This window comes from Bradyrhizobium sp. PSBB068, from assembly GCA_016839165.1.
Classification (GTDB): Bacteria; Pseudomonadota; Alphaproteobacteria; order Rhizobiales; family Xanthobacteraceae; genus Bradyrhizobium.
Genome location: CP069300.1, coordinates 2,003,972 through 2,018,428 on the forward strand (window position 1 = coordinate 2,003,972; position 14,457 = coordinate 2,018,428).

The 14,457-nt window shown below is 62.7% G+C and carries 15 protein-coding genes and 1 pseudogene; 8 read left to right on the top strand and 8 right to left on the bottom strand.

What is annotated here, in order from left to right:
• Positions 1 to 32: 32 nt before the first annotated feature.
• Positions 33 to 278 (bottom strand): hypothetical protein, encoded by a 246-nt coding sequence (locus JQ507_09335; GenBank protein ID QRI71652.1) that lies wholly within the window; start codon positions 276 to 278, stop codon positions 33 to 35.
• 377 nt (positions 279 to 655) lie between these two features.
• Between JQ507_09335 and JQ507_09340 the strand changes: the two genes are divergently transcribed.
• The 3 genes from JQ507_09340 to JQ507_09350 all read left to right on the top strand — a co-directional run bounded on the left by JQ507_09340 (position 656) and on the right by JQ507_09350 (position 2,916).
• Positions 656 to 898: a hypothetical protein gene (locus JQ507_09340; protein ID QRI71653.1), complete on the top strand. Its 243-nt coding sequence runs from the start codon at positions 656 to 658 to the stop codon at positions 896 to 898.
• Positions 899 to 1,965: 1,067 nt separating this feature from the next.
• Positions 1,966 to 2,178, top strand: a complete 213-nt coding sequence (locus JQ507_09345) for a cold-shock protein (protein ID QRI71654.1) — start codon at positions 1,966 to 1,968, stop codon at positions 2,176 to 2,178.
• Between the two features lie 498 nt (positions 2,179 to 2,676).
• The gene (locus JQ507_09350) at positions 2,677 to 2,916 is read left to right on the top strand and encodes a hypothetical protein (protein QRI71655.1); all 240 of its coding nucleotides are present in this window, start codon (positions 2,677 to 2,679) and stop codon (positions 2,914 to 2,916) included.
• Between the two features lie 296 nt (positions 2,917 to 3,212).
• On the opposite strand, the gene JQ507_09355 is transcribed toward JQ507_09350, so the two are convergent.
• Positions 3,213 to 4,112 (bottom strand): DMT family transporter, encoded by a 900-nt coding sequence (locus tag JQ507_09355; protein QRI71656.1) that lies wholly within the window; start codon positions 4,110 to 4,112, stop codon positions 3,213 to 3,215.
• Between the two features lie 92 nt (positions 4,113 to 4,204).
• On the opposite strand from JQ507_09355, the gene JQ507_09360 reads away from it, so the two are divergent.
• The gene (locus tag JQ507_09360; protein ID QRI73268.1) at positions 4,205 to 5,659 is read left to right on the top strand and encodes a PLP-dependent aminotransferase family protein; all 1,455 of its coding nucleotides are present in this window, start codon (positions 4,205 to 4,207) and stop codon (positions 5,657 to 5,659) included.
• A 147-nt stretch (positions 5,660 to 5,806) separates the two neighbouring features.
• On the opposite strand, the gene JQ507_09365 is transcribed toward JQ507_09360, so the two are convergent.
• The 5 genes from JQ507_09365 to JQ507_09385 all read right to left on the bottom strand — a co-directional run bounded on the left by JQ507_09365 (position 5,807) and on the right by JQ507_09385 (position 10,645).
• Complete coding sequence (locus JQ507_09365) at positions 5,807 to 7,027, bottom strand: OsmC family protein (GenBank protein QRI71657.1); 1,221 nt, start codon at positions 7,025 to 7,027, stop codon at positions 5,807 to 5,809.
• Positions 7,028 to 7,055: 28 nt separating this feature from the next.
• Positions 7,056 to 7,718 carry a sulfite oxidase-like oxidoreductase gene (locus tag JQ507_09370; GenBank protein QRI71658.1) on the bottom strand — a complete coding sequence of 221 codons (663 nt, stop codon included), beginning with the start codon at positions 7,716 to 7,718 and terminating at the stop codon, positions 7,056 to 7,058.
• 12 nt (positions 7,719 to 7,730) lie between these two features.
• Positions 7,731 to 9,053 (bottom strand): MFS transporter, encoded by a 1,323-nt coding sequence (locus JQ507_09375; protein QRI71659.1) that lies wholly within the window; start codon positions 9,051 to 9,053, stop codon positions 7,731 to 7,733.
• An 85-nt stretch (positions 9,054 to 9,138) separates the two neighbouring features.
• Complete coding sequence (locus tag JQ507_09380) at positions 9,139 to 10,365, bottom strand: cytochrome P450 (GenBank protein QRI71660.1); 1,227 nt, start codon at positions 10,363 to 10,365, stop codon at positions 9,139 to 9,141.
• Positions 10,366 to 10,438: 73 nt separating this feature from the next.
• A complete protein-coding gene (locus tag JQ507_09385; protein QRI71661.1) occupies positions 10,439 to 10,645 on the bottom strand; it encodes a ferredoxin in 207 nt (68 codons plus the stop codon).
• A 203-nt stretch (positions 10,646 to 10,848) separates the two neighbouring features.
• Between JQ507_09385 and JQ507_09390 the strand changes: the two genes are divergently transcribed.
• The gene (locus JQ507_09390; GenBank protein QRI71662.1) at positions 10,849 to 11,292 is read left to right on the top strand and encodes an SDR family oxidoreductase; all 444 of its coding nucleotides are present in this window, start codon (positions 10,849 to 10,851) and stop codon (positions 11,290 to 11,292) included.
• Between the two features lie 30 nt (positions 11,293 to 11,322).
• A complete protein-coding gene (locus JQ507_09395) occupies positions 11,323 to 11,772 on the top strand; it encodes a cytochrome c (protein ID QRI71663.1) in 450 nt (149 codons plus the stop codon).
• A 212-nt stretch (positions 11,773 to 11,984) separates the two neighbouring features.
• Here the strand turns inward: JQ507_09395 and JQ507_09400 are convergent, their stop codons facing one another.
• Positions 11,985 to 12,722 (bottom strand): CBS domain-containing protein, encoded by a 738-nt coding sequence (locus tag JQ507_09400; protein ID QRI73269.1) that lies wholly within the window; start codon positions 12,720 to 12,722, stop codon positions 11,985 to 11,987.
• Positions 12,723 to 12,905: 183 nt separating this feature from the next.
• On the opposite strand from JQ507_09400, the pseudogene opgC reads away from it, so the two are divergent.
• Positions 12,906 to 13,750 (top strand): annotated as a pseudogene (gene opgC / locus JQ507_09405) (OpgC domain-containing protein).
• Between the two features lie 69 nt (positions 13,751 to 13,819).
• Positions 13,820 to 14,452, top strand: a complete 633-nt coding sequence (locus tag JQ507_09410; GenBank protein QRI71664.1) for a TetR/AcrR family transcriptional regulator — start codon at positions 13,820 to 13,822, stop codon at positions 14,450 to 14,452.
• Positions 14,453 to 14,457: the final 5 nt, after the last annotated feature.

A 14,457-nucleotide genomic window follows, 5' to 3' on the forward strand; every position in this document is an offset into this window, starting at 1 on the left:
GTAGCAGACGCCGCGCGCCCACCGAGGATGCCTTACTCTGGAGCGATCCTGTAAACATCGCCGGGTTCAAGGTTGAGTTCCTCGAACATCCTTTGCTGCTTTTCCGTGAGAACAGCTGGTACAACTTCCGCCGTCCAGCCTTCGGGAACAGCCGCAAGGACCAGCGTCAGGGCCTGATTTGGCTTGGCCAAGGCTAACCACATCTGCCTCGTCGGCCGCGGCGCGTCGTCTGAGGTCACCTCAACGAGAGTGAACGAATTGCCGAAAGACTCTGCCATCACCGGCCAATGCTGCAGCGCGTCGCTAGTTGCTAGTTCGGGGCGGTGGGACGGGCCCGCCAATCAACCTGTAGGTTGGAACCCAAGCGGCGTTCCACGATTCTATCGTCGCGCCGCAAACCGAGCATTCGAAGCTGCCGACCCAGGGCCATCGCCTCGGTTCGGCTATAGACCGCGCCACATCGACAGGATCGGTTATAAGAATCGAGCATGCCAATTTATGCGCCCAAAAGGCGAAGCAGCCACTGCGAAAATCGAACTAGGCCGCTGAGGCTGGAATAGCCTGTAACCGACGTGTGGGGTGTCCGCCTTGCTCCCAATTCGGCATGTGGTTACGCTCCACAGTGAGCTCAATTCGGTGCTGGCAAAGACTTCATATGCTAACGAAGACCCGCGAGTACATTGATTTTTGGATCGAGAATAGCGTTCACGCTGCGGAAGAATACGGGACACCAGGCGCTTCCCAAAGCGTGGACGTACTGGTTGAGCGGCTCGTTGATGGCGCCAAGAATCAAAACATCACGCGAGAGGCCATCGAGAAGAAGGTTGGTGATCTAGAACAGTACATTGAGGGAAAGCTCGCGGCTGCCAACCGGATCGAGCGGGATCGCCGCAAATAACATCGACTTGCACCTGAGCTCCAGCCACGAAGTCTCTTCTGTCTTAGCTCCGATCACGAAGGCACTGCGGGAATAGCCATGGCAATGCGAGAGGAAATAAAGCGAGTGCCGCAACACCAGGTATGTCGCAACAGCTCTACTCAACACTGCTAGTGTTGGGCGAGTCTCTCGAGAAGAAAGCCGACAGACAAATGGCAGATGAACGCTGATCGCTTAAGGGGAAAGAACATCCCGGAATAAGACTTTAAAACGCCTCACCGGCCGGCCTTGCCCCCGACCTCTCGCGCTATCCGCTCCGCTCTGAGACGTCTGTGGTTTTCTTGGAACTCTGGATCGGCCTGACTGTCTGCAATCCTTTGCCGCGCACCGTTTGGGTTTTGCGCCTTGCGGTCCGCCTCGTCGGCTACCTGCTGCTGGGCGGAGCGTTTCCGTTCGGTCATTGCTCGATTCCTTGCACTCATCGATCAGGGCCGTATCGCCCTGCGAAGATATTTGGAGGAAGGAGTCATCAAGTCACTTCGCGTAACCTTGGGATCGGAGCCACGCGATCCGACGCTCTCCATTCATCCAATCGTCAATTTCCGTCTTGCTTGTGAAACCCTTGATTTCTCGGGGTTCTGCGCCTGCGTACTCGGCGATGATAGCCCAGTCGCCTTCAGAGTTACGGACTGGTTTGAAACTCACTTTTACCTTTGCCATGCCGAACTATGCAGCAAAGTGCGCAAAAAGTGAAGCTCGCGGAAGCATTTGGAGCCGCCGGCCCGACCGACGCTTTGTCCTTTTGCTGTGCAGAGGAGGAGCCGCCATATTTCCGGGCACCAAGGTCCATCAATTACCATGTTCGGAGCAAACCACCACTCTTGTGAAAAGCGCTATTGGATTTCTTATTGTACTCTCTCAACCGTTGGTGTAGTCTCTCAAGCATCGATACTGGCCGAACAACTGTTCCGCTTTCGCCTCAGTTCCTGACGGCGCGCACGTTTCAGACATTCTCCAACATCGACGAACTCGGACACTGGCCGCAACTCTGCGCGTCAGATCCTGCGCGTATACGAAAGGACGACCTGATGAACACAGGTACAGTGAAGTGGTTTAACAGCCAAAAAGGCTTCGGCTTTATTCAGCCGTCAAACGGCAGCAGCGACGTTTTTGTTCACATCAGCGCGGTCGAACGCGCCGGCATGGGCACTCTCAGCGAAGGTCAGACGGTGTCTTATGACGTCGTCGCAGACCGTCGTACGGGCAAGTCCGCCGCTGACAATCTTCGTGCTGCTGCTTAAGTAAGAGTACGACAGACCTGTCGCTCTCGCCACGGATGTACTGGCAGAGCTTGTGGTCATGCCCCGTTCCCAAATCTTTGGGGGCGGGGTTTTTGATGGAATCCAGTCAAAGCAATACCCAAGTAAGCTCGTCGGTGGCTTCCCGTCAAAATCATTGCGCGTAGTTGCCGAGAGAAGAGCCGACAATTTGGCCTGAACTGCAATCGTCAAGCCAACCTAAGCATGACGTTAATACTAGCGGCAGCCTCAGATCGCTGGACCGCTGACACGTAGTTTCGATCCCTGGCGAAAGACAGCAAAGACTGTTCGAAGAGCTGAACCACGAGCGATGCATGCAGACTGCGGAGTTACCTCCGCTGCCAGGGATGCCTTTCCTGTTTATTTCGCTGCCTCGCCCAATGCGACCTTTCCAAACTCTTCAAGAACCCTTTCGAGAGTGGATTGGGCGGCCGTGCAATTCGACAGACGTGGTAAGTTAAGAGCAAAGCAGGAGATCAAATGAGCATTGTAAAGCGGCATCTGGCCGAGCAGGAAGAGCGGCTGGTCTTAGTCGAGGAAATCTGCATCGATATAGGAGCACTCGTCTTGGATACCGCTACCGACGAAGTCTACTTTTCTGCAGATGAAGAGGCTTACAGGAACGCCTACGTCGCTGTGTTTCAAGCGTGGGCGAAGGGTACCATCAAGGGCACCGCTGAACAGATATTCGACGCTACAAAATCTATACTCGAGGATTAGCGAACCCGCCAAGGCAAAAATGGTCCGCACGTGAGCGCGTCAGGCTCCGGAAGCAAGGGGGTGCATTCCAGCCCCGTTGGAGCAGCAGAAACCGTGAGGTAAACACATGTCCTATGCGTATAAGCTCAATGAAGACGTTCGCCACCAACCGCAGGGCGACAAGGACGTACGGGAACTGAACCGCCTGCGAATTACACCATCGTACAGCAAATGCCCGTCGAATCCGACGGACGGGTAAGGTACCGCATTAAGTGTAAGTCCGAGGTCAAACCGTCTCAACTTAACTTCGTCCTGCTCTAGGCCCGCGCCGGCGCATCCGCGAGCGAGCTCAGCGCGATGCCGCCGACGATCAGGGCCGCGGCGATCGCCAGCGAGAGATCGATCGGTTCGCCGAGCAGCAGCGCCGCGGTCAGGATACCGACGATCGGGGTCCCCGTCGTGCCGAGCGAGGTGGTCAGCGCCGGCAGGCTCTTGTTGACGACAGACATCGCCCAATAGGCCAGCGCCGTGCCGATGAAGCCGGAATAGAGGAACAGCAGCACGAGGTGCGGCGACCATGTCACCGTGGGCACGCCCTCGGTGACCAGCGCCGTGATGGTCAGCACCAGCGTTGCGACCAGCACCTGCCACAGCAGGAGCTGCAACGGCGTCGCGATCCAGCGGTGCGACCGGATATAGATGATGTTGGCGGCCCAGCAGATCGCGGCGAGGATGATCATGCCGGCGCCGGCGATCACGTGCAGATTGCTCCAGTCCAAGGATGCCGGGTTGAGGATGACGCAGAGCCCGGCGAGCCCCGACGCGACGCCGACGAGTTTCAGTGCGCCGAGCCGCTCGGTTCGCGCGGCGCCGGCGGCGAGCGCGACCCAGAGCGGCGTGGTGTAGCCCAGCACGATGCCCTTGCTGGCCGGCAGATAGCGCAGGCCGGCGGCGACGAGCGTCGAGAAGAACGTCATGTGCAGCAGCGCCACGCTGAGCACGACCGGCACATCGGCGATCCGCGGAATGATCAGATTGCCGCTGGCGCGCAGGATCACCAGCAGCGCGACCAGGGCGACCCAGCTGCGGATCGATGCAGTCCACAGCGGCGGCACCGCCTCGACCAGCGATTTCGTCACCGACCAGTTGATGCCCCACGCCAGCACCACGACGATGAACAGGGCGGCGGCCTTGGCAGGGGAGAGTGACTGGTCCACGACAGAATCCTTGCGGGCGATACCCCCTGTGAATAGGATCAGGCTGGCTCTCTCGAAAGAGCCAGATTGGATAGAACCAAGGAGCCAGATTGATCCTCGCCGAACTGCTCGACCTGAAGCGGACTGACGATGCCGGGTTGACTGCGCAGCTGACCCAGCAGATGCGTGCGCTGATGGCAAGCGGCCGGATCAGGAGCGGCGCTGTGCTGCCGTCGAGCCGCACGCTGTCGGCCGAGCTCGACGTGTCGCGCAACACGGTGACGCACGCCTATGAGCAGCTCGCGGCCGAGGGCTATCTGCGTGTCGCCGCGCGGCGGCGGCCGGTGGTATCAGACGATATCGAGGCGCGCTTCGCCAAGCCTGTAGCTGCGCCGCGGCGCGAGACGGTCCGCAAACCGCTATTGTCGCCCTGGGCCTTGCAGCTCTCCGACACGGATTGGCCGCTGTCGTACCAGGCGAAGTTCCGGCCGCTGCGTTCCGGGCTGGCGGATGCGCGCGAATTTCCGCACGAGATCTGGGCGCGCTGCCTGCGCCGCAGCGCGCTGCGCCGCCGCTTCAACGACCAGACCGTCGTCAACCGGCCGAGCCTGCGCGAGGCCTTGCGCGATTACCTCGAGGTGAGCCGCGGCGTGCACGCCGAGGCAGATCATATCCTGATCCTGCCGGCCGCGCAGGCGGCGCTGACGTTGATCGCCGCGACCGTCATCGCGCCCGGCGATGCGGTGTGGACCGAGGATCCCGGTTATCCCGGCGCCGCGGCGGCGTTTCGCGCGGCAGGTGCCGACGTCGTCGGCGTCAGGCTCGATCCATGGGGCATGATGCGGATGCGCGAGGCGCGTGCGCCGAAGCTCATCTTCACGACGCCGTCGCATCAACACCCGACCGGGCGGGTGATGCCGGTTGCACGCCGCACCGAACTGCTCGCGGCGGCCGAGCCCGGCAAGACCTGGATCGTCGAGGACGATTACGACGGCGAGTTTCATTATGACAGCCGTCCGATGCCGGCGCTGCAGGGGCTCGATCGTGAGGGCCGCGTGCTCTATCTCGGCACGTTTGCAAAAGCGATGACCGCCGACATCCGGATCGGCTATCTGGTGGTGCCGCCATCATTGGCGCAGACGATGGAGATCGCGCAGCGCCACCTCGGATTGATCGCGTCCGTCCACGTTCAGGAGGCATTGACCGACTTCATGGCCGACGGGCATTTCCTGGCGCATGTCAGGCGGATGCGGCGGATCTACCGCGCGCGCCGCGACCATCTCGCCGCAGCGTTGGCGCGGCAGCTTGCGCCGGTGCTCACCGCCGAGGTCCCGCCGGGCGGAATGCAACTGATCGCCCGTTTCAAGGATGGCGCCGCGGACCAGAATGCGGTCTCGCGGCTGGTGGCCGCCGGCGTCGAGGTGCGCGCGCTGTCGAGCCTCGCGCTGCAGCGGCCGCGCGACCACGGCCTGTTGCTCGGCTTTGCCGCCTGGCGCGAAAACGAGATCGGCGCCGCGGTGCGGACCATGGCGAACTGCCTGACCGGCAAGCGGGCGGCGCGTGGGTAGACGGCGAGGGATGTTCGCGCAAATTCGGAATATTAGAAATATACTGCTGAGTTGCCCGACGTGTCAAGCGACCTTGTCGAACGCCGGCGGCCGCCGGCCGCCGGCTCCTTTGCATGGGGTTGTTTTCGATATTTTGTCCGCGCAGGCTCACTCCGCCGCCTTGGTGACGATCCGCACCTCCGACGTCAGCGTCTTGTGCACCGGGCATTTGTCGGCGATCTCCATCAACCGCTTGCGCTGGTCGGCATCGAGGTTGCCCTCGATCCTGATGACGCGCTCGATCTGGTCGAGCATGCCCTCGCGCGTCTCGCATTCCTCGCAATCCTTGGCGTAGATCTTGTTGTGCTGGAGCGTCACGGTGATGCGATCGACCGGCAGCGACTTGCGGTCGGCATACATCCGCATCGTCATCGAGGTGCAGGCGCCGAGCCCGGTGAGCAGGAAGTCGTACGGTCCGGGACCGCTGTCATCGCCGCCGACGCTGACCGGCTCGTCGGCGGTCAACCGGTGCGGACCGGTGGTGACGATCTGCTGGAACTTGCCGTTGCGGGTCTCCTGCACCACGACGTTGCGCGGCGCGCTGCCGGTGTCGGCCGCGGGCTGAGCCGCGAGATCGACATAGCGTTCCGCCCAGGCCCCGATCACGTCGGCGACATAGGCGGCGTCCTGCTTGCCGCTCAGGAGATGATCGGCGCCCGCAAGCGAGACGAAGCTCTTCGGGTGCTTGGCCGCGATGAAGATGTTGGTGGCGTTGTCGATGCTGACGGTATCGTCGGTCGGCGAGTGCATGATCAGCAGCGCCTTGTGCAGCGTCTTGACCTGCGCCATCAGTTTCTGCTCGGCGACGTCGTCGAGGAATTCGCGTTTGATGCGGAACGGGCGGCCGGCGAGCGACACTTCGCCTTCGCCCTGCGCGCGGATGTCCTCGATCCGGTCCTTGAAGAGATGCGTGACATGGACCGGATCGGACGGCGCGGCGATGGTGGCGACCGCCTTCGCCTCGGGGATCCGGCCTGCGGCCGCGAGGATCGCGGCGCCGCCGAGGCTGTGGCCGATCAGGATCGCCGGCGCCTTGCGCGTTTCGCGCAGATGATCGGCGGCGCGGACCAGGTCGGCAACGTTCGACGAGAAGGTCGAGTTGGCGAAATCGCCTTCGCTCGAGCCGAGGCCGGTGAAGTCGAAGCGCAGCGTGGCAATGCCCTTGGCGGCAAGCGCTGTCGCGATGCGCTTCGCCGCCAGTACATCCTTGCCGCAGGTGAAGCAATGCGCGAACAGCGCATAGGCCTTGATCGGGCCATCCGGCGTATCAAGTGCTGCGGCCAGTTGATGGCCGCCCACACCGGTGAATTGAAAGCGTTCATGCGGCACGGGCAGGCTCCATCATTATTGGTGGCTGTCAGTCGCCAGAATAGCGCTGTTCGGCCCAGGGATCACCGCGATTGTGATAGCCGCGCTCCTCCCAGAAGCCCGGCGCGTCATCGGTCAGGAATTCGATGCGCTGCAGCCATTTGGCGCTCTTCCAGAAATAGAGATGCGGCACCACCAGCCGCACCGGACCGCCATGCTCCTGCTCCAGCGGCTGGCCCGACCAGCTATGGGCCAGCAGCGCGTCCTCGGCGGCAAAGTCCTCGAGCGGCAGGTTCGTCGTATAGCCGTCATAGGAATGCAGCACCACGAAGCGCGCGTCCTCGCGCGGCTGGCACACCGCGAGCAGGTCGCGGGTCGCGAGCCCCTCCCACTGGTTGTCGTAGCGCGACCAGGTGGTGACGCAGTGGATGTCGGAGACGAATTGGGTCTGCGGCTGCGCCGTGAATTGCGGCCAGTCCCAGTAGATCGTCTGCTCGACCGCGCCGTAGACGTCGAGCCGCCAGCGCTCCCGCGTGACGTTCGGCAGCAGCCCGAGATCGAGCACCGGCCAGTCCTTGGTCAGATGCTGTCCCGGCGGCAGGCGCTGGTCCTCCGGCCGGGTGATCCTGCCGGTCAGGAATTTGCCTTCGCGCGCCCAGCGCTGCTTGCTGCGGGTCAGCTTGCTCTCGGGCGGGTCGGTGTCGTTGCTCATGGCGTCGGGCCGTCATTCGTGGCGATGCATCGCGGATTCGTGCTTGGTGTCGCGCATTGTCGAGTAGATCAACAGCGACAGGAAGATCATGCCGCTGAGATAATAATAGAACCAGTCCTCGTGCCCGATGCTCTTGAAATAGAGCGCGACCGCGGGCGCGGTACCGCCGAAGATCGACACCGTGATGGCGTAGGGCAGGCCGACGCCGAGCGCGCGGACGTTAGTCGGGAACAGTTCGGCCTTCACGATCGCATTGATCGAGGTGTAGCCGGCGACGAAGATCCAGGCGCCGCAGATCAGCAGGAAGGCGATGAACGGCGACTTGGTGTCCTTCAGCGCGGTCAGGATGGGGACAGTGGCGATGGTGCCGACAACGCCGAAGAAGATCAACAGCGGCTTGCGGCCGATGCGGTCGGACAGCGCGCCATAGATCGGCTGCAGGAAGGTTGCGAAGATCAGCGAGCCGAAGATCACGAAGGTGGTCTGGTCCTCGGTGAGGCCGACCGAGAGCTTCACGAAGGTCTGCATGTAGGTGGTGAAAGTATAGAACGCCGCGGTGCCGCCGGCGGTGAGGCCGACCACCAGCAGCAATTCGCGGGGATAGTTCAGCAGGCCGACGATCGAGCCGGTCGGCTTGGAGACTTTCTTGGCCTCTTCGAACGCTTCGGTCTCGTGCAGGCCGCGCCGCATCACCGCGGCGAAGATCGCGAGCAGGGCACCGATTACGAATGGAATCCGCCAGCCCCAGGCCTTCAGCTCGTCCGGGGTCAGGAACACTTTTTGCAGCAACAGGAGCACGATGATCGCAGTGAGCTGGCCGCCGATCAGCGTGACGTACTGGAAGCTCGAGTAGAAGCCGCGATGCTTGGGATCGGCGACCTCGCTGAGATAGGTGGCGCTGGCACCGTATTCGCCGCCGAGGCTCAGGCCTTCGATGACGCGGGCGAGCGCCAGGATCGCCGGCGCCGCAAGGCCGATCGTGGCATAGGTCGGCGTCACCGCGATGATCAGCGAGCCGAAGCACATGCAGACCACCGACAAGGTCAACGACAGCCGCCGGCCGTAGCGGTCGGCGATGAAGCCGAACAGCCAGCCGCCGAGCGGGCGCATCAGGAAGGTCGCGGCGAACAGCACCGCTGCATTGAGCTGCTGCACCACCGGGTCGCTGTGCGGGAAGAACGCCGGCGCGAAATACAGCGCGAACGCGGTGTAGGCGTAGAAGTCGTACCACTCGACGAGATTGCCGACCGAACCGATGAAGATCGCCTTCACCCGCCGCTCGACGTCATGGATGTCGAGATGATCGCTCGCGGGTTGAGCGGTTTGTTCGGACATTGGCAGGCCTCCCCGGATTCTCTGGCTCGATTCCGGGGCAACCTATCCCATTTGCGTGCTGCGATGTAACTGCTGTCCTGTCCCTTTAGGCGTTCTTGCCGAACAGGATGGGCAATTGACGCGGGCCGCGCACTGTGCCTTCCGACCAGGTGACCTTGCCGGCCGGGTCGAGGCGGAAGTCCGGAATCCGCTTCAGCCATTCCTCGACCGCCACCTGCATCTCCATCCGCGCCAGGTTGGAACCGACGCAGCGGTGGATGCCGAGGCCGAAGGCGGCGTGGCGGTTCTCCTTGCGGTCGATCACCACCTTGTCCGCATCAGGGAACATGGCCGGGTCGCGGTTGGCCGCCGGGAAGGACAGCAGCACCATGTTGCCGGCCTTCACCGGGCAGCCGGAGATCGTGGTCTCCTTTATCACCTCGCGCGCCATCGTGACCGGCGAATAGGCGCGCAGGAATTCCTCGATCGCGGTCGGGATCAGCGCCGGCTCCGCAATCAGGCGCTCCCTATCGGCCGGCGTCCTGGCGAGATGCCAGAGCGAGGAGCCGATTGCGCTCCAGGTGGTGTCGATGCCGGCGATCAGCAGCAGCCGCAGCGAGCCGAGCACGTGCTCGTCGGTGAGCGGCTGCCCGCCGGGGCCCTTGGCCCGCAGCAGCTGCGAGATCAGGTCGTCGCCCGGCTCGCGCTTGCGTTGCTCGAGATGGGCCATGAAATAGCCGGTCATCTCGCGGACGCCGTTCATCATCTCCTCTTCGCTCTTGATGCCGAGCTCGAGGATCTGGTGGATCCATTTGATGAAGAGGTCGCCGTCCTTCTCGGGGATTCCCAGCATGTGCGCGATGGCGCGCACCGGGATGTGCTTGGTGTAGCGCGCTGCGGCATCGCAACTTCCATCGGCGATGAACTCGTCGATCAGCTCGTTGCAGATCGCGCGCACCCGCGGCTCCAGCCGCTTCATCGCGTCCGGCGTGAACGGCGGCAGCAGCACCTGCTTGGCGGGCTTGTGCTCAGGTGGGTCGGAGGTGATCGGCGGCGCGCGGGCGGTGATTTCGGGGCGGACGTCGCGCACGATGACGCGGCGCGAGGAGAAGTGCTCGGTGTCGTAGGCGATCTCCTTCACCGCCTGATAGGTGGTCGGCATGTAGCAGCCGAGGAAGCGCTCGGTGTGCACCACGGGCGAGGCCGCGCGCAGCGTTTCCCAGATCGGGAACGGGTCGTCGGTCCAGACCGGATCGGTATGGTCGAAATCATGGACCCAGTCGGTGACCGGGGGATGCTCGGGCAGATAGCTTGCGGACGGGGAATCGGACATCGGCTCGTTTCCTTCTCGTTCGATCAGACGCGGGTCGGCGCAACGGGAGGCGCGCGGCCGTCCCTGCCGGCTGCTATTCCTCGGTGACTTCGATCGCGATTTCCGGGCAGTTGGTCTGCGCGAGCCAGGCCTTGTCCTCGAGCCCGGCCGGGACGGTCCCGTCGCCGACCTCATGGGCGTTGCCGTATTCGTCGAGCTCGAACAGTTCGGGGGCGAGCGATTTGCAGCGGGCGTGACCCTGGCATTTGTCCTGGTCGACGCGGATTCTGAGCTTGGACATGCAAGCACTCTCCCCTCGGCTCTGGCGCGCTGAAACGCGCCGGGTTCCTCGTTCTACATGATGCAAGTTCTAGCTTGCTTGGGCGGCCGGAATGCCGGCTCACCAAGTTATAGCATATTACATTATCGTCCCGCTTTGCCGTCAAGCGAAAATTCGCGGTAGACCACGGCGTATCCGGCGACGGCCGCGCCATAGGATGGCAGATGCCGCAGGGAGAAGCGATTCCTCTAATGCGCCGTCGGCGTCGGTGCAGTAAGCGGCCCCCAGGCGGCGAGGGCGGCGGCCGCGGCATCACTGTCAATATCGTCCATCCCGGCTCCACCACCACCGACATGAACCCGGCTAATGGCGAGCAAGCCGAGGCGCAACGCGCGCGCACGGCTATCAAGCGCTACGGCAAGGCCGACGACCTCGCTGCTCTGGTCGCGTTTGTTGCCGGTCCCGAAGCCGGCTCGATCAATGGCGCCGGTCTCACCGTTGACGGTGGCGTCAACGCCCGACGAGTTGCTCGCCGCGGCGACGAGCGCGCTCGTTGCCGCGGCGTTGCGCACGCAGTTGCCAAGGAGCCGGCTGGCTGGTTGCGCCGCAAGGTACGCACGCAAGGTCTGTTGATCTGCGTCAAGCTGAAGGAAACCCAACAAAGCTAGACAGATTCATCCGAAAACCGGGGGCGCACCATGGTGACCCGTTGCCTTAAGTCGCTGATGTTTGCCGGTCTGACCGCTGCTTTCGCTGCGCCCGTTCACGCTGAAGACGCCGATGTCGGCAAGGCAGAATTTCACGCGTCGTGCGCAAACTGCCATGGCGTGGATGGAAAGGGTAAGGGACCGGTCAGCGAATTGCTGAAGGTGCCGCCGGCCGATCTGACGACCTTGACCAAGAGCAACAACGGTGTCTTTCCGACCAGTGCGGTCTATCAAAGCATAGACGGACGGAAGAAAATTTCCGCTCACGGTCCGCATGAGATGCCGATCTGGGGGGAACGATTCAACCCCATCGTGAACGTGCCTCACACCGTCGATCCGGCCTACGATGCGCTCGATCCATCGCGGGAATTGCGGGAGGTCGTTGTGCGAACGCGCATCCTCGCCGTGATCGATTATTTGAACCGCATCCAGCAGAAGTAGCGGCCAAGGGCGATCCGGATAGCCGTCTTGCCGCGGCCGCAGGTGGCAGCCCGATCGCTCGCGGCCACATACGCATGAAGGCGGACGCGTCCCTGATTGATCCTCATCAAGGCCACTGCAAGCCACGGCGCTACTGGTCTTGCAGACGCCGCAATCTATCCTGCTGGCAACCGAACGCCGAGTCCGGCGGCGCGAGGCAGGCGCTATTGGCTCTACAAGGGCCGATCATCCTCTGTCGAAGGCTCTTCCTGCAATGAGACGAAGTCGCCGCCGCCATAATCGTCTTCCGGCGGTGGGTAAGCGATCTTCGTCAGAAGGTCTTCGACCCGCTTCACACCCGCAACGTTCTCGGCCGCGACGGTCGCAGCCTTGCGCGCATTGTCGCTGCGGATGTCGCCGCGCAAGCTGACGATCCCGTCTTGAACGCTGACGTTCAGCGCCGCGGGCCGCCAGGGCGCATGTGCGAGTGCTGCAATCACCGCCGCGCGAATCTGATCGTCGTTGACGGAAGCGGAGAGCCGTTCGAGACGAAGGTCCGCGATCGCGGTCATGAAGTCCGTGCGCGTCACCATCCCGACCAGGCTTTTGTCGCGCATGACCGGAAACCGCGTGACGCCGTGCGATTCCATGAGTTGAACGACTTGCTCAAGCGGCATGTTCTCGTCGACGGTGATCGGATCGGGCGACATGATCTCATTAACCTTGCGGCCATGCTGGCGGGCGAAGTCGAGTGCGACTTGGCTCGTGCCTGCGAGCACGGCCAGCCAGCGGCCGCGACGCTTCTCCGTTCCAAGTTCGACGCGCCGAATGAAATCTCCGTCCGACAGCATGCCGATGAGCGTGCCATTCCGATCGGTGACGGGAAGGCCACCGATGTGGTGGGACAGCATCGTCCTGATGGCGTCGCTCACCGGTGCATCGGCATCGATCGTGATGACGTTCCGTGACATGATCTCCCTTACGCGCACGGCGTAGATCCTCCGGCTCGAGCTAGTCACGTTGAGCTAAATCCCGGAAAGGATGAGCGTTGTTGATATTTATCAACCGGACGGTCGTGCATTCCGCTGACATGCCAGTGATGAGAGACGTAATTGCCCCCGAGGGGCAGCTCGAGGAGGGCTGGTAACAGTCCAATGCTTTCTGACCGTATGACCGGTCGCTCGACCGGCGGGAATTCCCGCCAGCATTCCGCATCGCTGACCCTTTATCAGGGGAGGCGCGACAGTGCGGCGCTGGACCGCGATCTCCGGCTGGATCTGTGCCGAGGTCTTGCACTCTGGTGCGTCTTCCTCGATCACATTCCCAGCAACGCCTTCAGCTGGTTGACCCTGCGCCACTATGGCTTCAGCGATGCGACCGAAGTCTTCATGTTCGTATCCGGCGTGACCTGTGCACTGAGCTACAGCGATGTCAGCCGTCGCGACGGGTGGGCTTCAGTCGTCGCGCATACGCTGCTGCGAAGCTGGGAGATCGCTCCACTGGCGGCCGCGATTCCCGGCAGCATCGAGCGGTTGATCTATCCGATCGACAAGCCGAATCTGGACCCGTTGCGGCTGCTGCATTTCCTGGCGATCGCCATCGTGTGGCGAGGTTCGTGCCGACGAATTGGCGCGGATTTGGCTTGACCGGCCCGAAAGGCGCAATTCGTTGCGGCGAGCGTTCGCTCGAAACCTATTGTGCGGCCGTCGTGCTCTCCCTCCTGGCGAATCTGTATCTCATCAAGGTGTCCGACGGCATCGCGGCGCAGTTCGTGGTGAGCGCTGCGGGGATCGCGGCGCTCACCCTGTTTGCGACATCCATCACCTGGATCAGCAAGCGAAGCCGGCAACATCCGAAACTGCTACAGAGAAAGGCGGGGCGGATCGCACAGTCGCCGATGTTTTGGGCGCAAGATCCATTCAGAGCCACGGCAAATCTTGCTGGAGGCAGCCCGGGCAGCTTCGCGAATCGGCTTCGTATTCTCAAAATAAGTGAGTGACGTAAGTCTTTGATTTCGCTACCCTGTCCTTGCCAACACTCACTTCGCAGCCCACGATCATTTGCCGCAATGGGACAAATCGTTCGCAAGCCATTCAAGACCTACCACCATGGCGACCTCCGCGAAGCGCTGATTCAGGCGGCGCTGCGCGAGGTCGAGCTCGGTGGTCCCGAAGCAATCAGCATCAAGGCGCTGGCCAAGCAGCTCGGCGTCTCGCAGCCGGCGCCGTACCGGCACTTCGCCGACCGTGAGGCGCTGCTGCAGGCGGTCACCGCGGAAGCGTTCCGGCAGTTCAACGTGATCATGCGTGCGGCGATCGAGCAGCCCGGCAAAGGCTCGAAACTGTCACGCTTTGCGCAGGCTGCGCTGGCCTTCGGGCTCGAGCGCCATGGCATCTACCGGTTGATGTTCGCGTCCAGAACCATGGCCTGCGCGCCGGTCGGCAGCGAGCTGCACGTTGCCGCGATGGAAACCTTGGCGCTGCTGATCGAGTCGTTCGAGGCTCCGGCGGTGGGGCTGTTGCGCGAGCGGCAGGCGCTGAAGATCTGGGCCGGGTTGCACGGCATCGTGATGCTTGCCGAGCAGGGCCTGCTCACCGGCGAAGTCGGCCAGATCAGCCGCGAGGAGCTGATGGACGAGATCGTCGAGCAGACCAAGCTCGCGCTGTCGGTCGCGTTGCAGGCGACGGAAGACCAGGCGTAGGCCGC